Here is a 19,236-nt window from a genome sequence, read left to right as displayed (position 1 = left end):
CCCTACCGACGCGGCCGACGCGTGGTGCGCCGCCGCGTCGCGCACCACGCCTCGGCTGCCGCCGCGCCCAGCAGCGTCGCCAGCCACGCGAGGTGCGCCGCGATCAACAGCCCGCGATGCGCGGCCGGGGCGGCGTGCCCACCCACCCGGTAGAGCACCATCCCGTCACCGCGGTAGGCCACCGGCAGGTCCAGAACCGGTGCCGCACCCTCGGATTCGACCACCACCCAGCCCACCCCGGCCCGCTCGAGTTCGGCGCGCGACGCCCCGGCGAGCAGCATGTCCTGCACGTGCCTGGCGTGGCGCCCCTCGCCGGGCACCGTGCGGCCCCCGATGACCAGGTCGCCCGTGCTCAACACGTCGGCCGACACCCAGCGGGGCAGCGGGTCGAGCACCGGAGCACGCCCCGCCCACGCGAACGTGCGCATGCTGTCCGGCGGGAGCACCGCCACGGGACCCGGAGCGGCGTCGACCGCCGCGGCCACGGAATACCACGCCTGCGGATAGCGGACCGCGCGCACCTCACCGCCCACACCCCACGCCAGGTCCGGCAGCACCGCCAGCAGCGCCGCACAGCACACGGCCCCCGTCGCCGCGACCGGAAGGCGCCCCCGCAGCGTCAACACCACCGCGCCCCCGGCCACCGCATAGCCGGGCATGGCCAGCGCCACCCACTTCTGCCCGTCACGCAGCACCCCGAGGCCCGGCACCGCGCGAACCACCGCCTCCAGCGCCGCCAGCCCGGGCCCGGTCGCCGACGCCGCGGGCAGCGCCACCGCCACGACCGCCAGCACCAGCAGCGGCCGGGCGGCCGGCCGCCGCACCGCGACCACCGCGCCCGCCAGCACCACCGCCAGCAGTACGGCGGTGCCGAGCACCGCGAAGACCGTCGTCCGCGTCGCGGGCACCGCGTCGGCGTTCCAGATACCGCCCAGACCGGCCAGGCTGCCCAACGTGCCCAGCCCCGGTTCCGCCCGTGCCGCGAACTCCGGGATGCCCGCCGCGGGCGCCGCCGCCAGCGCATCGCCCACCGCCGAGGCGACCAGCCACGGCAGCGCCGTCACCCCGGCCGCCACCAGCGTCACCGTCACACCCGCCCACCGCGGGCGGCCTGCACCGGGAACCACCACGCACGTCAGCGCCACGACGGCCGCCAGCATCGCGCCCGTCGGCGTCAGGCCCGCAACGGCGATCCACGCGACCAGCGGCCACCACCGCCCGGTGCCCGCGCGCGCCCGCAGCATCGCCACCGCCACCCACGGCAGACAGCCGTACCCCACGAGCAGACTCCAGTGACCCTGCAGCAGCCGCTCCGCGACGTACGGGTTCCAGATCGCCAGCGTCGCCGCCACCAGGCGACCCGCCACCGGCAGGTCGTCGAAGACCACCGCGGCCAGCCGCGCCGCACCCCAGCCTGCCGACCACAACCCCGCCAGCAGCAGCACCTTGACCACCACGCCGCCGTCGACGACCGTCGAGGCGACCGCGATCAGGAAGTCCTGGGGCAGCGCACGCGGGGCGGCCTCCGACAGCCCGAGCGCGGCGTCGGTGAGGAACGACCGCGGCGTGGACACCGCGTCGCGCAGCAGCAGGTACCCAGGGGCCAGCAGCGGCGCCGTCACCACCAGCGCCAGCAGCAGCGCATGGCCCGGCACCGCCAGGCGGCGCAGGACGGTGCCGCGGATCAGACCGGTCTGTCCGGCGGCAGGTCGGGCGGTCGCTGCGTCGGGAGCTTCTCGGTCTTCGCCTCGGCGGCCGGCATGGGACCGGAATCGGTCGCCGATCGTCTCCCGAACAACCCGTTGCCCGTCTCGTCGAGGCCGGGATCGATCAGGGCGGCGTCGGCCCGCAGCGTGAAGGCGCCCAGCAGCACCCCGCCGATGAGCGTGATCAGGCCCAGCGCCGTGAACGTGATCGGCAGGATGCGACCCCACAGCGCCACCACGTCGCCCTCACTGCGAGCGCTGGCGACCTGCGACTCGACGGTCTCGTCGTTGGTGGTCAGCTCGTAGTCGGCGAACGTCACCTCGGGCTTGAGCGCATCGCGGGCGTAGTAGTGGTACGCGTGTTCCTTGCTCTTGACGATCGTGCCGGACACCGGATCCACCCAGAAGGTGCGCTGCGCGGCGTAGAAGCGGTCCATCGTGACCTGCTCGTCGGGATCGCCCTCGAAGCCCCACAGGGAGTTGCGCGCGGTGACCTTGCTGTCCTCGTCGTTGTCGTACAGCGAGGCGTACGGGATGGGATCGGAGAGCTTGCCGTCGGCGTCGTAACCGACGTTCTGGGTGAAGCGGTAGGTCGTCAACCCGTTGACGTCCTCTTCCCCGTCGTAGTTGGCGTCGTAGGCCTTCTGCGCGATCGGGTCGAAGTACGGATACGTCTTCTTCTCGGTGTCGAACGGGAAGCGGTAGGTCAGTCCGTCGTGCGGCAGCGCCACGTTGGTGGGCGGCTGCTGATCCTCGATGCTGCGGGGCTTCTGCACGGCACCACCGGGGTTGGTGTCGCTGGACACCGCGAGCGCGGTCTTGCGATCCATCGTGACGGTGTCGACCAGCGCCAGCAGCAGGCCGTTGTCCTGCTGCTTGTCGGTGCGCCGCACGGTGTCGCCCACCTGCAGCGTCACCACGTCGGCGTTCGACGGCGCCTCGACGCTGATCTGCTGCTGCTTGACCAGCGGCACGTCGCGGTCGATGACGAACCGTTCACCCGACAGCGACGCGGGGTCGAATGCGGTCCCGGTGCCGTCGCTGACCAGCGTCGCGTCGATGTCGAGCGGCACCTTGGCGATCTTGCCCTTGGTGTACGTGGACAACAACAATGCGGCGATCAGAAGGGCAGCCCCGAGGCCCATCAGCCCGCACGCCGCAATACGTAGCGCACCAGCGCGGTTCAAGCCGTGCTCCTTCTCCTCCGTGCGAGACCCCGAACGACGTCCGCAAGGCAAATCCGTTCGAACCCTAACAGCCTCGACTAAGGGCGGCCCTTACTACGCGGGCACGCCGATGACCGCCGCCGAGACTTCGGGCACACTGGCCAGCGTGCCACCCACCGATACCGAGCCGGCAAGCGGCGGCGTGCGCAGCTTCCTGCCCGCGGTCGAGGGCATGCGCGCCTGCGCCGCCATCGGCGTCGTGATCACCCACGTCGCGTTCCAGACGGGGCATACGACGGGTGTCCTCGGCCGCGCGCTGGGCCGCTTCGACCTGGCCGTCGCCGTCTTCTTCGCGCTGTCGGGATTCCTGCTGTGGCGCGGCCACGCCGCCGCGGCCCGCGGGCTCCGTCAGCGGCCGCCCACCGGGCACTACCTGCGGTCGCGCATCGTGCGCATCATGCCCGGCTACCTGGTGGCCGTCGTCGTGATCATGCTGCTGATGCCCGACGTCACACCCGACCTCACGGTGTGGCTGGCCAACCTGAGCCTCGCCCAGATCTACGTGCCGCTGACGTTGACGTCCGGATTGACCCAGATGTGGAGCCTGTCGGTGGAGGTCAGCTTCTACCTGGCCCTGCCGTTGCTGGCGCTGCTGGCCCGCCGGGTACCCGTGGCCGCCCGCATCCCGATCCTGCTGGTGACGGCGGTGGCCAGCCTGTTCTGGGTGCTCGTCCCGTCTGACCCGGCCTCCGGGCACAACCTGTGGAACTGGCCGCCGGCCTTCTTCTCCTGGTTCGCCGCGGGCATGGTGCTCGCCGAGCTGACCGTGATGCCCGTCGGCTGGGCGCACCGCGTGGCGCGGCAGCGGGTCGTGATGGCCGGCATCGCGCTGGCGGCGTTCACGCTCGCCGCGTCGCCGCTGGCCGGGCGGGAGGGGCTGCAGCCGGGCAGCGTCGCCCAGGTGATGCTCAAGACCGCGATGGGCGCCATCGTCGCGGGTGCGCTGCTGGCGCCGCTGGTGCTCGACCACCCCGACACCCCGCACCGCTGGCTGGGCAGCCCCACGATGGTGACGCTGGGACGCTGGTCCTACGGCCTGTTCGTGTGGCACCTCGCGGCGCTGGCGATGGTGTTCCCCATGATCGGCGCGTTCGCGTTCGACGGCCACCTGCCGGCGATCCTGGTGCTGACGCTGCTGTTCGGATTCGCGATCGCCGCCGTCAGCTACGCGCTCGTCGAGTCGCCGTGCCGGGAGGCGCTGCGCCGGTGGGAGCGGCGGCGCCGACCCTCCCCGCTGGACAGCTCCGTCACCGACGCGGTCGAGCCGGCCCACGCGACGTGACCGCCGCCCGCCGCGCGATCACCTCGTCGCGCACCGCCGAACGGCGCGCCTTGCCGGCGTCGTCGCGTAGCGGCCGGTCGACGAACTCGACGGTGCGCGGCACCTTGTGGGCCGCCAGCCGCTCGGCCAGGAAACCGGTCAGGCTCGCGGCGTCCAGCGGGGCCGGCCCGTCGCGTCTGGCCTGCACCAGCACGTGGGGCACCTGGCCCAGATCCTCGTCGGGCACGCCGACCGCCAGCGCCGACAGCACGCCGGGATGCTCGGCGAGCGCGGCCTCGATCTCGGCCGGGTAGACGTTGCGTCCGCAGACGGTGAACATGTCCACGCGGCGGTCCGACAGGAAGAAGAACCGCTCGTCGCCGTCGTCGACGTACCAGCCCAGGTCGCCGAGGGAATCCCAGCCGTCCCGGGTGCGGGCCGTCACGCCGACGTAGCGGTAGGTGGGTGCGCTGCCGGGCGCCGGTCGCATGAAGATCTCGCCGACGACCCCCGGTGGGCACGGCCGACCCTCGTCGTCGAGCACCGTCATCTGCCCGGCCACCACCACGCCCACCGATCCGGGGTGCCGGAGGTACTGCTCACCGGAGATGAACGTCAGCGCTTGGAGTTCGGTGCCGCCGTACAGTTCCCAGACCCGGCCGGGTCCCAGGATGTCGATCCAGGCGAGCTTGACCGCGGGTGGACACGGCGCACCCAGGTGCCAGAAGCGTCGGATCGAGGACAGGTCGTAGGCGGCGGGGTCGGCGCGGTACACCGGCAGAAGCCGCTGCATGACCGTGGGCACCGTGGTGAGGAACGTGACGCGGTGCTCGGCGACCAGGCGCAGGAACTCCGTCGCCTCGAAGCGAGGCATCAGCACCAGGTGATGGCCCTGCAGCAAACCGATTGCGGCCGTGGTGAACCCGGTGTTGTGGCTCAGCGGCACCGAGACCAGCGTGACGTCGCCGGGCCGGGCACCCAGCGGGTCGCCGATCCTCGCCGGCACGCGGCTGTCACCGCCTGCCTCGATCAGCTTGGGCCTGCCGGTGCTGCCGCCCGAGGTCATCGACTTCCACACCGGGGACACCGCCTCCGGCAGTGCGGCATCCGACAGGTCGGGGTTCGGGACGAAGTCTGCAGGCACGTGCGGCGTCACACCCCGCGGGTCGGATCTGCCGACGAGCAGCGCGCATTCGCGCAGCGCCAGGTTGCCCGCCAGCTCGGCGTCGGGCAGCCGCGCCGACAGCGGTTGCGGTACCGCGCCCAGCTTCCAGCAGGCGATCAACGCCTGGATCCAGGTGATGGAGTTGGGCAGCGCCAGCGACACGTAATCGCCGGTGCGCACGCCCATCTCGGCGTAGGCGCGGGCCAGGCGGTTGGTGGCCGCGTCGAGTTCGGCCCGGGTGAGCGTGCGGCCCTCGCAGGTGACGGCGGGGGCGTCGGGATCGGCAGCGGCCAGATCGCCGAGCTGGGTGGAAATGGGTGCGACGCCGGTGACCACGTCAGTAGCCGCCCTGCGTGGCGAAGATCCGGCGGGGGTTGTCGACGAGCATCGTGGTCAGCTGCTCGTCGGTCACCCCGCGCTGCCGCAACGCCGGGATCACGTCGTCGTGGATGTGTAGGTAATGCCAATTGGGCAGGGCCACCGGCAGCGTCTCCTCGGGTAGGGCGTCGAAGTAGCACGACGCGTCGTGCGACAGCACCATCCGGTCGGCGTGACCCCGCTCGCACATCGTGGCCACGGTCGCGATGCGGTCCTCGGTGGACAGGAAGGCGTCGACGCCGAAGCGGTCCATCCCGAGGTAGGAGCCGGCCGCGATCAACTCCTCCAGGTAGCCGATGTCGGTGGTGTCGCCCGAGTGCCCGATGACCACGCGGGTGAGGTCCACCCCCTCCTCGGCGAACACGCGCTGCTGCTCCAGCCCGCGGCGCGTGGCGGCATGCGTGTGGGTGGAGATGGGCACCCCGGTCTCGCGGTGGGCCTGCGCGACGGCCCGCAGCACCCGCTCGACACCGGGTGTGACGCCGGGTTCGTCGGTGGCGCACTTGAGGATCGCGGCCTTGACGCCGGTGTCGGCGACACCGTGGGTGATGTCGCGGACGAACATCTCGGTCATGATCTCCGGGCCGCCCAGCGCGCCCCCGGGGCCCCGGTAGTGGAAGTACATCGGCACCGCGTCGTAGGTGTAGAGCCCGGTGGCCACCACGACGTTGAGGTCGATCTGTGCGGCGATGCGGGCGATGCGCGGAACGTAGCGCCCCAGCCCGACGACCGTGAGGTCCACGATGGTGTCGACCCCGCGCGCCTTCAACTCGCGCAGCCGCGTGACGGCGTCGGCTTCGCGGCGCGCGCCGTCGCCCCAGCCCTCGGGATAGTTCTGCGCGACCTCGGTGGTCATGATGAACACGTGCTCGTGCATCAGCGTGACGCCCAGGTCGGCGACGCCGATGGCACCGGCCGCGGTCTGCACCGTCGGTCCCGTCATGGCAGCGAACCCGTCATGGGTTCCGATGCTACGTAGCGCCCTCGGCGGTACTGGGAGGATCGGTCGATTCCGTTGCCGCCGAGTCACTTTCGGGTGGCCACACCAGTGAGGCCGCGAGCATGCCCACCCCGACCAGCGCGCACAGCTGCACCCCCCAGGAGTGCCCGACGTAGCCGTCGACCGATCGCCACGGGTACTGGCTGAGCGCCGCGCCGGCGAGGATCAGCCCGCCGGACGCGACGAGCACGGTGGCCCGGTCCAGCAGCCGCGGTCTGCCCCGCAGCAGGTGCCGCACGCCCACGCAGGCGGCCAGCACCGTCACCCCGGCGAAGCCCGAGATCACCCATGCCAGCCCGGCCAGCGCGACGCCCGCCACCGCGGGCGCCACGCGCCAGGGGGCGACGATGCCCGGCGACGAACCGGGACGGCGGCGCACCCAGAACGCCAGCAGTGCCAGCACCGGGAGCAGCCCCAGTCCGCCGAACAGCCCGGCCCGGTAGAGCGCGTTCGACCCGAACTCCAGCGTCACGGTCCCGGACGCACCGGCAGGCAGCACCCAGCCCTGCTGCCACCCGTTGACGGTCACGGAGCGCAGCGCGGCACCGTCGGGACCCCGGGCGGTCCAGCCCGGGTTGATGCTCTCCGGCACCACCAGCACCCGGTTCCGGGGGGCCGCCGCCACGGTGAGCACCCGGCGATCGTCGGTCCACTCGCCGGTCTGCGCGGGCGTGACCGGCGCCGGGGTCACCTCGGCGGCCAGCGGCCCCTCGAGTTGCACGCCGTCGACGAAGAACGCCGACCCGGGGCTGACGAGCAGCTCCTGCTGCCCGGCGGGGATGGCGACGGGTGCGGTGCGGCACGGCGTCGCCGCGATCGGCACGTCGTCGAGCAGCGCACCCACCGTGGTGCGCACCGACGTCTGGATGAACTCACCCGCGATCCCGATGATCGGGCCCCGGCCGCACGGCAGGGACACGGTGCGCGCCCGGTTGCGCGCCGCGTCGGCGGGCGCGATGGGCGCTCCCCGCGCGTCGAGCACCGCGACCTCGGCCAGACCCGGCGGCTTCACCTGGTCGAAACCCAGTGCGGTGCGGTCGATCACGTCACGCCAGTCCAGGATGGACAGCGTCACCTCGTCGGTCACCCGGGGATGCAGCGCGACGGTCTGGGAGCCCCCGTCGGGATCGAGCGTGCGGACCTGCGGTCCATCGCCGAGATCGATGGCGACCACCGTCGGGTGGGCGGGCAGCGCGGCCGCACTCGGCGTCAGGCGCACCGCGGTGACCTCGGTGGGGGCGGGCAGCCGCACCCGCAGGTTGGCCCCCGTGCGGTGCGTGACGATGCCCTGCGGTGCCGTCCATGCCGTGCGGGGGTCGCCGTCGGTCGCGGCGTACGCCGATCCGAGGACGTCGATGGGATCGGAATCGCCGACGGCCCAGGTGGTTCCGGGGTCGCGCACCAAGTCGGCGAGATTCGGGCCCTGCCGGGCGCGCACCCACACCGTCGGGACGACGTCGACGGGTCGAGGCACGGTCAGCGTCCGGCTGAGGTTCACCGGCTCCTCGGGGGCCAGCGCCATGGACGCCGCACACAGCACGGCGTCGGGCGCGTCGGCACAGCCGGCACGCCCCAGCAGCTCCGAACCCAGATCCCACTGGGCCACCTGCGAATCGGCGGGCGGCCCCGGCACCTCGACGGTGCGACGCAGGTTCACCGGCCGAGCGAAGCCCTGCGCGTCGTACTGGGTGATGGTGAAGTCGGTGATGCCGAACTGCACACCCGCCGAGCCGTCGTTGGTGCCGACGGCGGTGAACCGCACCCACGGCGTCTCGCCGTACGGCAGCGCGATGGTCAACGGCTTGCCGGGCTCCTCGAAGCGGATGGTGCTGGTGCCGGTGGCGGTGGACACCTCGATGCGGCGCACCTGCGCGCCGACGGCCGTGGCGCTCGGGGTGATGGTGGCGGTGGCGTTGGCGATGGGCCGGTCGAAGTCCACCTGCAGCCACTGTCCGACCGCCGCCTGCAGGGAGTTCGACACCCAGCTGGTCGACGGATCGCCGTCGATGGCGGCCGCCGGGCCCAGCGCGGGCGCCACGTTGGGCAGCGCCGTCGAGTCCGCCGCCGAACTCGACACCGACAGCCGGCCGCCGGGCCACGCGCCGTACACCGGTGCCGCGCCCGGGGACGGATAGTCCATGACGCGGTTGTGGGTGCGGCGCGGATCCTCCGGCGTACGGAACGCCGACGAGTGATCGTCGACGCGGCCGTAGTCGGTCTCTCGGGCCGCGGGCGTATCGGTGACCGTGACGACGGGGGCGGGCAGGCCGGACCGTTCGGCGTCCTGCGTCAACAACATCGGTCCCAGGGGCGGCTCGCCGCGCAGGGCGCGACGCTCGTCGAGCCGCAGCAGCGATTCGGGGCCGCCGTCGACGCGGGCCATCGCGTCGGCGTCGACGAGATACGGCCGCGTGGGCGTCGACCCCGCGACGCGGTAGATCTCGACGGCGGGATAGGGCGGTCGCAGACCGCTGTCGCTGACGAATCCGCTGAGCGTGCCCGCACCCACCGGGTCGCCGAACCGCGCGACCTCGGTCAGCCCGGGGGAGCCGTCGATGGCGCGGTGCACCAGCACGGGCCGCGCCGACCGGGAGGTGTCCGGATCCAGGTCGTTGCGCACCACCACGTACGCGATGCCTTGGCGGGCAAGCGTTTCTGCCAGGCCCGCCGAGGGCCGGCCCGCGGCGAACAGGCGCTGCACCGAATCCAGGGCGCGGATGGTCTGCGGCGGTGTCAGGGGGATCGAGTCGCGCACCCCCCAGGGGCTGGAGCCCAGCACCTGCAGCGGCTCGTCGTGACTGTTGCCCCACACCTGGGTCGCGAACGGGGCACCCGGCACCACCAGCACCCGCCCGGCGCCCGGGGTGCCGGTGGCGTTGTGCTCGTCGAGCCAGGCGGCCGTGTCGTGCCAATAGCCCGGGATGGCCGTGAACGTCCCCGGCGGGGTGAGCCTGCCGGTCCAGGCCAGCGAGGTCGCCGCGGTCAGCGCCGCGAGCACCACGATGCCCACCGCCACCCGCCGGTTGCGTTCCGGATGGGCGTAGGCGTCGATCAGCTCGCGTCGGGACACGCTGCCCGGCAACGGGACCCGGCCCAGCAGGTGCGCCAGGCCCAGCACGATGGGCAGCCGCAGCATCGGCTCCAGCTTGTGCACGTTGCGCAGCGGGGTGCCCGAGGCGTCGAGGAAGGCCTGCACCTGGTGGGCGATGGGAGAGCCCAGACCGCCGGAATACCCGGCGGCCAGCAGCGCCACGCCCACCAGCAGCATCGTGACCAGCCGGCCGCGCGCCGGCATCGACCGCATGGCCAGCCCGGCCAGACCCCCGGCGGTGACCAGCGTCGTCGCGAGCACCGCCACCGACGAGGTGACCAGCGACGTGCCCGCGGTCGCCGACGGATCGACGAACGGCGTCCACGCGTAGGTGCCGCGCAGCACCTCGGTGAGCGACAGCCACTGCGTCGTCACCCCCGACGACTCGATGAAGTCCAGGAACGGCGGGCTGACCCGGCCCAGCATCAGCAGCGCGACCACCCACCACGTGACCGCGAGCGCCGAACACAACGCCCACCAACCGGTGAACCGCCACCACTGCCGGGTGGGGCGGTGCGCGGCCCACCACAGCACCGCGGCCAGGCACCCGGTCAGCGTGGCGACGGCGTTGACGGCGCCCATCAGCGCCACGGCCACCGCCGATCGCGCCGCCAGCACCCGGACGCTGCGCCAACGTCCGTCGGGCGCCGTCGCGCCGTCGAGGGCGTAGATCACCGGCAGCAGCACCCAGGGCGCCAGCATCATGGGCAGCGTCTCCGACGAGATCGCACCCAGCGTGGTCAGCGCGCGCGGTGACAGCGCGAACGCCGCGGCGGCCACCACCCGCGAACTCGTGGTGCCGATGCCCAGGGCCTCGGCGACGCGCAGCACCCCCCAGAAGCCGACGGCGAGCAGCACCGCCCACCAGAGTCGCTGCGTCACCCACCCGGGCAGCCCGAGGACGTCACCGGCGAGGAAGAAGGTGCCGTGCGGGAACAGGTAGCCGTACGCCTGATTCTGCGCCTGACCGAAGGGCAGTTCACCGTTCCATAGGTGCGCGGCGCGCGCGAGGAACCGCGCCGGGTTGGCGGTGAGGTCGAGCTTCGTGTCGGGGGAGACCTTGCCCGGTGACTGGGCGAAGCTCAGGATCAGCGCGGCGGCGGCAACCAGCCACAGCCAACGCCGGGAAACCGGGGGTGCGTTACGTGCGGTCGCCGTACTCGACCCTGTTGAGCACCGACGACCCCGGGTCGCCGGCTTGCACCGGAGGCTTGCTGTCCTCTTGCACCATCAGCGTCAGCCCGAAGATGGCCGCCGCCCCGAGCAGCAGACCCACCACGATGCTGGCCGCTGCGGGCAAGACGAACCGATCCACCCGGCCAAACTAGCACGGCGCCCGTTAGCCTCGACGGTCATGGTTGCCACCCCGAGAACGGCCCGCGGTCTGTGCACCGTGCTGCTGACGTCCGCAGTGACACTGGCCGGAACCCTGGCCTGTTCGGCGTCGCCGAGCAGGTCGGCGACCGACGAGCAGGCCGGGCCGCAGGCCACCCCGCTGTCGACGTCGACGACGTTGCCTGCCGCCCCTGCGGCACCCGCGTGCGGTGACGGCGCCGCCCTGCTGGCGTCGATGTCGACCCGCGACAAGCTGGCGCAGCTGCTCGTCGTGGGCGTCACCGACGGCGCCGACGCCAAGGCCGTCGTCGACCAGCAGCACGTCGGCGGGATCTTCGTGGGCAGCTGGACCGACCGCTCGATGCTGTCCGACGGCACCGTCGCCGCGCTGGCGAACACCGCGGCGCCGCTGCCGCCGGCCATCAGCGTCGACGAGGAGGGCGGTCGCGTCCAGCGGCTCAGCGATCTCATCGGCTCGCAACCGTCGCCGCGCGAACTCGCGCGCACCAACACGCCCGAGCAGGTGCGCGACATCGCGTTCGCCCGCGGGCAGAAGATGCGCGCCCTCGGCATCACCATCGACTTCGCCCCCGTCGTCGACGTCACCGAGGAGCCCGACGACGAGGTCATCGGCGACCGGTCGTTCGGCTCCGACCCCGCCCAGGTGACGGCGTACGCCGGCGCGTACGCCCAGGGACTGCGCGACGCCGGGCTGCTGCCCGTGCTCAAGCACTTTCCCGGACACGGGCACGCGTCGGGCGACTCCCACGTCGGCGGCGTGGTCACCCCGCCGCTGGATGCGTTGCAGGCCGACGACCTGGTGCCCTACCGTGAGCTGCTGACCGCCGCGCCGGTGGCCGTCATGGTGGGGCACATGCAGGTGCCCGGCCTCACCGGTGACGATCCGGCCAGCCTGAGCCCGGCGGCCTACGATCTGCTGCGCTCCGGCGGGTACGGCGGGCCGCCGTTCGGTGGCCTGGTGTTCACCGACGACCTGTCCGGCATGGGCGCCATCACCGACCGCTACGGCGTCCCCGAGGCCGTGCTGCGCTCCCTGCGGGCCGGTACCGACGTGGCGCTGTGGCTGACGACGGCCGAGGTGCCCGCCGTCCTGGACCGGCTCGAGGCCGCGGTGACCGCAGGCGAGCTGGACCCGGCCCGCGTCGACGCCTCCGTGCTGAAGATGGCCGCCGTCAAGGGCCGTTCGCCGCGCTGCTGACCTTCAGCGCACCACGGTGACGCCCGCCAGCGTCGGATCGGCGGCGCTGATCGGGTTGCCCGCGCGGCGCAGCGCCGCGAGCAGGCCGATGACGTCGGCGTCCAAACGCTCGCCGGGCATCACCAGCGGAATGCCGGGCGGGTACGGCGTGATGGCCTCGGCGCTGATCCGGCCCGCAGCCGCGGCCAGCGGCACGGTCTCCTCGGCGGCGAAGAACGCCTCGCGCGGGGTCAGCACGGCGACCGGGCGCACGGCCAGCACGTCGGACGTCAGCGTGCTGACGGCGCCCGGCTCGCGCCGGCCGAAGTGCGCGCACGTCTCGGCGAACGCCGACGTCAGCCGCTCGAAGTCGGCGTCGGTGTTGCCGATGGTGGCGATGCACAGCACGTGCCCCGTGCCGGCGAGCTCGGGTTGCACGCCGTGCGTGCGGTTGAGGCGGGCCAGCAACTCCCGCGCGTCGGCGGCGACGCCCGCCGTGCCGACGAGCACCTTGGTCTCGTCGAGTTCACACGTCCCGGTGCCCGGCCCGGCGAGGTGCTGCCTGCCGAACACGGTGAGGCCGGGGATGGCTGCCAGCGCGGTGGCCGCGCGGCGGGTGCGCTGCAGCACCCCGTCCAGCAGGGCATGCCCGTCGAGTGCCATCTGGCGGCGCGCGTGGTCGATCGACGCCATGATCGCGAACTGCGGGCTGGTGGTCTGCACCACCTGCAGCGCGCGGCGCACCGCGGCCTCCTCGAACTGAGCGGTGTCGACGTGCAGCAGCGCGGCCTGGCTCAGCCCCGACAGGATCTTGTGCACCGACTGCACGGTGGCGGCCGCCCCGGATCGTTCACCGGCAGTGGGTAGTTCGGGGTGGAAGGCGAAGTGCGGCGAGTGCGCGCCGTCGATCAGCAGCCGCGCCCCGTGCGCGCGGCACGTCGCCGCCAGCGCGGTGACGTCGCCGCACGTGCCGTAGTAGGTGGGGTGCAGCAGCCACAGCGCCGCGGCGCCCGCGCCGTTCCCGGCGAACGCGCGCTCGACGACGTCGAAGTCCACGCCGTGGGCCACGCCGAACTCGGCGTCCCAGCGGGGTTCCAGCCACACCGGCCGGGCGCCCACCTGGATCAACCCGGCCAGCACCGACTTGTGGGCGTTGCGCGCCACCAGCACCGTGTCGCCGGGCCGCAGCGCGGTCAGCGCCACCGCGACGTTGCCGCCCGTCGACCCCTGCACCATCAGGAAGCTCTTGGGCACGCCCCAGGCGTCGGCGACCAGCCGCTCGGCCTCGAGGATCGGGCCCTCCGGGCAGTGCAGCGTGTCGGTGTCGGGCAGGTTGTTCAGGTCGACGGCCGCGAGGTGCTCCCGCAGCCACGGGTCCAGGGTGCGCCCACCCTTGTGTCCGGGGGAGTAGAACGGTGCCTGCTCGCGCTCGACGAACGTCCGCAGACAGTCCAGAAGCGGTGTGCCGGAATGGTTCACGGCCCGTAGATCCGCTCGGCGTTCGCCACGCCGACCAGGTCGACGATGCGGATGGCGTCGGCCTCGGTGCAGTCGCCCGTGCGCACCCAGTCACCGAGCACCAGCCCCATCGCCCGGCGCCACAGCACCGACCCGAGCACGTGCAGCTCCGGCGGGCCGAACGCGTCCGACGAGTACAGCTGCTTGGCGAACGGTGCGGTCTCCAACGCCTCGGCGACCAGTGCCGTCGACCGGGCGCCCAGATAGTTGACGGCCAGCCCCACGTCGAAGTTCACGTGATCGAAAGCCTGTGCCAGATAACCGGCTTGGCGGTGGAACGGATAGCAGTGCAGCAGCAGCACGGGTACCGGCGGCATGTCGCGCAGCAGGGGCAGCAGCAACAGGGGATCGCAGCGGTGCAGGTCCAGGTCGCGGTCCCCGAAGCCGACGTGCACCTGGATGGGCAACCCGTGCGCCGCCGCCTCGTGCACGCCAAACGCGATGAGCACCGGGTCGGCGATGCGCGGCGGACCCGGCTGCGCCGCCAGGGCGCGGACACGTGCGATCACGTCGGCGTCGGAGGGCCGGCCCCACGCGATGTCGAAACCGGTGCGGTAGGCCACGATCGTCTTGGTGCCCACCACCACGGGGTCGGCAGCGGCGGCGGCCAACGCGGCGCGCAGCGCGTCGCAGAACTCCTCGGCGGCGGTGCCCGCCTCGATCAGGTCCTCGGCCACCCGTTCCAGGCGCACGATCTCCGACGAGCGGCCGCCCGCCAGCTCCGCGAGCCGTCGGTGGGTGGTGATCTGGTCGCCCTTGAACCCGGTGTCGACGATCCAGCGGGACACGCCGGCGGCGGGCAGCATGACCGTCGCCAGCTCGTCGGGGCCGAACTCTCGACGTCGTTTCCAGTAGTCCTCGGCGTCGGCCAGCGCGGGCAGACCGAGCAGCGGTGCGCACCAGCGTCGAATGGATTGCCCGAGTGGGGAATCGAACTGGCTCATCCACGGCGGCACCGGATCGTTGGATCCCTCGTTGATGGAGAACTCGAACGTGGCGCGGTCGATCGGCTGGTTGAACGTGCCGTGCACGTGGTGGTCGATCAGCGACACCGTGCGCAGGTGCTCGGCCAGGCCGTCGGGCACCCGGTCGGTCACCCCCGAGAACACGTCGATCCGCTCGCCCCTGGTCTTTTCCCCGTCGCTCCGCTCGCCCCTACCACCCGGCATACTTCGCCACCTCTTCCTCGTCCACCCTGCCCGCCGCCGCGTCGGTGATCGCCTCGCCGAGGATCTCGGCCGCGCGGTGGGCCTGGGGCTCGGTGAGCACCAGCGGCGGCGTGATCTCCAGGACGTTGCCGCCGACGTAGTAGACCACCGCGCCCAACTCCCACGCACGGTAGACCACCGCGGCCGCCAGGCGGTCGTCCCGTGCCCCGGTCTCGGGGTCCACCAACTCCAGGCCGAGGGCGAGTCCGCGCCCGCGGACGTCGCCGATGCGGCCGCCGCCGTCGAGGGCACGCAGCGAATCGGCAAGCACCGCACCCACTCTCGCGGCATTGTCGACGAGGCCCTCGGCGGTGATGGTGCGCAGCACGGCGCGACCCGCGGCCGTGCACACCGGGTTGCCCGCGGTGGTGAGCAGCGCGGCGGCGGGTGGGTGGTCGAGGATGTCGGCGGGACCCACCGCGGCCGACAGGGGCAGCCCGCCGCCGAGCACCTTGCCGAAGGTCACCAGGTCCGGCACCACGCCGTCGTGCTCGAAGGCGTGCAGCGTGCCCGGTCTGCCCAGGCCCATCTTCACCTCGTCGCAGATCATCGGTACCCGGTGCGCGCGGCACACGGCGTGCAACCGGGCCAGGAAGCCGTCCGGCGGCACCACCAGACCACCGTCGGAGAGGATGGGTTCGACGATGAGGCACGCGACGCGCCCGCCCGCGAGGTGGCGCTCGGCGAGTTCCAGGCATGCCGTCACGTCGGCGTCGACGCCGCCGGGCCCCGGCCGAAACGGGTTGGGATACGGCAGGAACACGGCGTCCGGATCGGCGGGCGCGCCGGCGTCGACGTGCACGCCGGACACGCCCATGGCCAGCCCGACGCCGCCGTGATAGGAGTGCTCGAACGCCACCACGGTGCGCTTGCCGGTGGCGTGCCGGCATGCGCGCAGCGCCACGTCGTTGGCGTCGGACCCGGCATGACCCAGGTACACCCGGCGCTCACCCGTGCCGGGCACCAGCGCCAGCAGGTCTTCGGCGAGGCCCACCGAATCGGGATGCACGGCCGACAGACCACCGGAGCCGGGAGCGTCGCGTACCGCGCGCGTGACGGCCTCGACGATCGCGGGGTGTCCGTGGCCCATCCCCGAGGCGGTCCAGGTGGCCGAGAGGTCAAGCAGTTCCCGGCCGTCGGGGGTCACCAGCGTGCAGCCCCGCCCGGACGCCACCTCCAGCGGGAAGAAGCGCAGCTTCTCGATTCCCGCGACGGCCGCGTGGTCGCGGGCGTAGAGCGTGCTCACGCCGGTGCAGCGGGGTTGGCCGACGGCCGGTGCGAGGCCGCATCGCCGGCCATGTCCAGCTCTTCGGCCAGTGACGCTCCGACGCGTTTGGCGATGCCGGACGCGGCGATGGCGATCACCAGGCCCACCGCGCACCAGTACAGGCCGAGCATCGGTGCGGCCGTCCAGCTCTCGGCGTCCTTGACGTTGAACCACAGCACCGTCACGATGACCACCGCGCCGAGCAGCGGCAGCACCAGGCCCGCCACCTTGCCCGCGCCGCCGTGCACGGCGACGAACTTCGGCGCGCCCACGAAGTAGGCCGCGGCCAGTTCCACCAGCAGGTAGCACACCATGAGGCAGACCGAGCCGGCGACGGCGAACAGGAAGTACGCGTCGATGGCGTCGTTGCCGGTGCCCATGTCCGGCCACCCGGTGGCGCCGCACAGCAGGTTCACCACCAGCGCCACCCCGACCACCAACCAGGTGGCGCGTCGCGGGCCGCCGGTGCGGGGGTGGATGTGCGCCAACGCGCGTGGCCCGAAGCCGTCGCGGCCGAACGCGTAGAGCATCCGCCCCGACGTCGCCGACGTGGCGAGGTGGCAGCCGAACGCCGAGACGATGGCGGTGAAGATGATCACCAGCGAGAACCACTGGCCGACGTACGTTCCGCCCAGGTCGCCCAACGTGTTTCCGGATCCCTGGAACGCCTCCAGGCCCGCGGGGTCGGTACCGAACCCGACCACCTGGGCGAACATCACCACGACGAACAGCACGCCGGTGAGGATCAGCGTGCCCGCGAGCGCGCGGGGGATGTTGCGCTTGGGATCGTCGGTCTCCTCACCCATGGAGGCGCACGCCTCGAAGCCCGCCCACGACAGGAAGGCGGCCACGACGCCCGCGAGCACGGCGGCCGAGGACACGTCGCCACCGGAGAACGAGAACACCGAGAAGTCGATGCCGGTCGACGGTGCGCCGCCCTTGGCGAAGATCACCACCACGAGTACGACCATGGCGAGGATGCCGAGGCCCTCGATGGCGAGCAGGATCTTGGCGAGCAGCTGGATGTCGCGCCCCGACAACAGGAACGACACCGCGGCACCGATGGCGACGATCACCAGCCATGGCACTTCGTACGGTGTCGGGTTGTCGGGTTGCAGCGCGGCGATGAACGAGTTCACGAATGCGGCGGTCAGCGCGAGCGTGCCGATGGAGAAACCCCAGTAGGCGCCGAGCATGGCGAAGCCGGAGAAGAACCCGGCGCGCGGGCCGACGGTGCCGCCCACCAGGCCGTAGGCCGAGCCGGCATGGTTGAGGTGGCGGGTGAGCCGCACGAAGCTGTAGCCGACCAGCGACACCCCCACCAGGCCGATGAGGAACACCAGCGGCAGCGACTTGCCCACGGTGGCGATGAGACCCTGACCGTTGCCCGACATGGCCAGCGTGGGACCGACGAGGGCCACCGAGAGGGCCAGTGCGACCCAGAACGGCAGCCTGCGGTGGGGGATTTGATCGGCGGCTTCGGTCGTGGCCATGGGATTCTCCGTTCCGGCAGGGTGTTTCGAGGGCGTGATGGTTTCGAGGCGGGGCGGTTGGGGTCAGCAGGTCCAGGCGAGCCGCAGGGCGTCGCACGCCTGGTCCGCGGGCAGGTCGCCGAACGTCTTGCTCTCGTAGCGACGCACGGCCAGCAGGGCGTCGACGATCTCGGGGGTGAGCAGTCGTGCCGCGACGCTCGATGTCTCCAGGGCGTCGAGGGCGTCGCGCTGGCCGGTGGGCAGCGGGCGGGTGGTCACGTCGGACTCGGCCGGGTTCGCGGGCACCTCTGGTGGCAGGGCGATGCCGTCCTCGATGCCGCGCAGTGCGCTGCCGAGGAACGCGGCGGCGGCCAGGTACGGGTTGGCGCTCGGATCCACCAGCTTGAGTTCGACGTTGGCGCCGTGGGGATTTCCCGGGGTCGCGGCGATGAAGCGCACGGCTGCCTCCCGGTTCTCCAGGCCCCAGCAGGCCGTGGCGCCCGCCCAGTTGCCCGGTCGCAGCCGCAGCGCCGACAGGGCCGATCCGGCGTAGACGCCGATCAGGTCGCCCACCGTGTCCAGGACGCCGCCGATGGCGGCGGCGCCCGCGGGCCGGATGCCGTGCGGCCCGGTGCCACCGGAGAACAGCTGGCCCTCGGCGTCGGCGAATGACAGGTGCAGGTGCGCGCCGTTGCCCGCCGCGCCCTCGAAGGGCACCGGCGAGAACGAGATTCGCAGCCCGTGGCGGGCGGCGGCCCGACTGATGACGATGCGTGCGGCGATCACGGCGTCGACGGCGGCGACGGGCGTGTCCGGCGGCAGCGACACCTCCAGCTGGTCGTGCCCGTACTCGGTGTGCAGCTGGTCGATGCGCACGCCGGCGCGTTCTGCGGCGGTGGCGAGGTCCACCAGGAACGCCGAGCGGTCCAGCGAGGTGCGGATGCCGTAGGGCGACCACGGCTCGGTGGTGGCCGGTCCTCCGTCGGCCGCCAGCATGGTGCACTCCAGCTCCCCGCCGAGCAGCACGCGCAGCCCGCTGTCGGCGGCGGCACGTTCGAACCCGGCCAGCAGCGTGCGGGTGCACAGCGGGGCGGGGTTGCCCTCCTGGTCTCCGAGGTTGCCGGGGGCCCAGGCCACACCGTCGTCGACGACGCGCACGTCGGCGGGGTCGATGCGGATGCGCAGGTCGCCCGCGACGCCGATGGTCGGGGTGAACGCGATGCCGCTGTCGACGCAGAACACGCTCCAGGAGGGGGAGACGCCCATGCCGGAGCGCTCGAACGCGGGCAGCCGGCGCAGGGGAACGTACTTGGCCCTGGTCACGCCCGCCAGGTCGGTGATCGACCCGGCGACGATGGTGACGCCGTCGCTACGAAGTTCGTCGATGAACGCATCTCGACCGTCGGGCACG

General features: G+C 72.7%; 13 protein-coding genes. 2 read left to right on the top strand and 11 right to left on the bottom strand.

Features of this window, described 5'->3' with window-relative positions; translation table 11 throughout:
- Positions 1–2 precede the first annotated feature (2 nt).
- A complete protein-coding gene (locus AC30CM_RS07940) occupies positions 3–1,655 on the bottom strand; it encodes an MmpA family trehalose lipid delivery protein (RefSeq protein ID WP_490116299.1) in 1,653 nt (550 codons plus the stop codon).
- Positions 1,656–1,684: 29 nt separating this feature from the next.
- Positions 1,685–2,893, bottom strand: coding sequence for a cell envelope lipid trafficking protein PgfA (pgfA, locus tag AC30CM_RS07935; RefSeq protein ID WP_490116298.1), 1,209 nt, complete (start codon positions 2,891–2,893; stop codon positions 1,685–1,687).
- Positions 2,894–3,104: 211 nt separating this feature from the next.
- Here pgfA and AC30CM_RS07930 point away from each other — a divergent pair, with 211 nt between their 5' ends.
- The gene (locus AC30CM_RS07930; RefSeq protein ID WP_490116319.1) at positions 3,105–4,214 is read left to right on the top strand and encodes an acyltransferase family protein; all 1,110 of its coding nucleotides are present in this window, start codon (positions 3,105–3,107) and stop codon (positions 4,212–4,214) included.
- On the opposite strand, the gene AC30CM_RS07925 is transcribed toward AC30CM_RS07930, so the two are convergent.
- From AC30CM_RS07925 to AC30CM_RS07910, 4 genes are read right to left on the bottom strand one after another with little or no spacing between them, the layout of a single operon-like run.
- On the bottom strand, positions 4,180–5,694 hold the full coding sequence (locus tag AC30CM_RS07925) for an AMP-binding protein (protein WP_490116297.1): 1,515 nt from the start codon (positions 5,692–5,694) through the stop codon (positions 4,180–4,182). The genes AC30CM_RS07930 and AC30CM_RS07925 overlap by 35 nt on opposite strands.
- A gap of 1 nt (position 5,695) precedes the next feature.
- Positions 5,696–6,679 (bottom strand): phosphotriesterase family protein, encoded by a 984-nt coding sequence (locus AC30CM_RS07920; RefSeq protein ID WP_490116296.1) that lies wholly within the window; start codon positions 6,677–6,679, stop codon positions 5,696–5,698.
- Between the two features lie 28 nt (positions 6,680–6,707).
- Complete coding sequence (locus tag AC30CM_RS07915) at positions 6,708–10,943, bottom strand: alpha-(1->3)-arabinofuranosyltransferase domain-containing protein (RefSeq protein WP_490116318.1); 4,236 nt, start codon at positions 10,941–10,943, stop codon at positions 6,708–6,710.
- Between the two features lie 25 nt (positions 10,944–10,968).
- Positions 10,969–11,142 carry a DUF2613 domain-containing protein gene (locus tag AC30CM_RS07910; protein ID WP_490116295.1) on the bottom strand — a complete coding sequence of 58 codons (174 nt, stop codon included), beginning with the start codon at positions 11,140–11,142 and terminating at the stop codon, positions 10,969–10,971.
- Between the two features lie 39 nt (positions 11,143–11,181).
- Between AC30CM_RS07910 and AC30CM_RS07905 the strand changes: the two genes are divergently transcribed.
- On the top strand, positions 11,182–12,381 hold the full coding sequence (locus tag AC30CM_RS07905) for a glycoside hydrolase family 3 N-terminal domain-containing protein (RefSeq protein WP_490116294.1): 1,200 nt from the start codon (positions 11,182–11,184) through the stop codon (positions 12,379–12,381).
- 3 nt (positions 12,382–12,384) lie between these two features.
- Here the strand turns inward: AC30CM_RS07905 and AC30CM_RS07900 are convergent, their stop codons facing one another.
- The 5 genes from AC30CM_RS07900 to AC30CM_RS07880 form a co-directional block, all read right to left on the bottom strand.
- Complete coding sequence (locus AC30CM_RS07900; RefSeq protein ID WP_490116293.1) at positions 12,385–13,839, bottom strand: aminotransferase class I/II-fold pyridoxal phosphate-dependent enzyme; 1,455 nt, start codon at positions 13,837–13,839, stop codon at positions 12,385–12,387.
- The gene (locus tag AC30CM_RS07895; protein WP_490116292.1) at positions 13,836–15,047 is read right to left on the bottom strand and encodes an amidohydrolase family protein; all 1,212 of its coding nucleotides are present in this window, start codon (positions 15,045–15,047) and stop codon (positions 13,836–13,838) included. The genes AC30CM_RS07900 and AC30CM_RS07895 overlap by 4 nt, the downstream gene beginning before the upstream one ends.
- Positions 15,034–16,332 carry an aspartate aminotransferase family protein gene (locus AC30CM_RS07890; RefSeq protein ID WP_490116291.1) on the bottom strand — a complete coding sequence of 433 codons (1,299 nt, stop codon included), beginning with the start codon at positions 16,330–16,332 and terminating at the stop codon, positions 15,034–15,036. Before AC30CM_RS07890 ends, AC30CM_RS07895 begins: the two co-directional genes overlap by 14 nt.
- Positions 16,329–17,846 (bottom strand): APC family permease, encoded by a 1,518-nt coding sequence (locus tag AC30CM_RS07885; protein ID WP_490116290.1) that lies wholly within the window; start codon positions 17,844–17,846, stop codon positions 16,329–16,331. The genes AC30CM_RS07890 and AC30CM_RS07885 overlap by 4 nt, the downstream gene beginning before the upstream one ends.
- A gap of 63 nt (positions 17,847–17,909) precedes the next feature.
- Complete coding sequence (locus AC30CM_RS07880) at positions 17,910–19,235, bottom strand: type I glutamate--ammonia ligase (RefSeq protein WP_490116289.1); 1,326 nt, start codon at positions 19,233–19,235, stop codon at positions 17,910–17,912.
- Position 19,236 lies beyond the last annotated feature (1 nt).

The sequence above is a fragment of the Mycobacterium sp. DHQP2018-32-09 genome, from assembly GCF_058148405.1.
The sequence above is the reverse complement of the archived record's forward strand: the minus strand, read 5'-3'. Positions and strand labels throughout refer to the sequence as shown.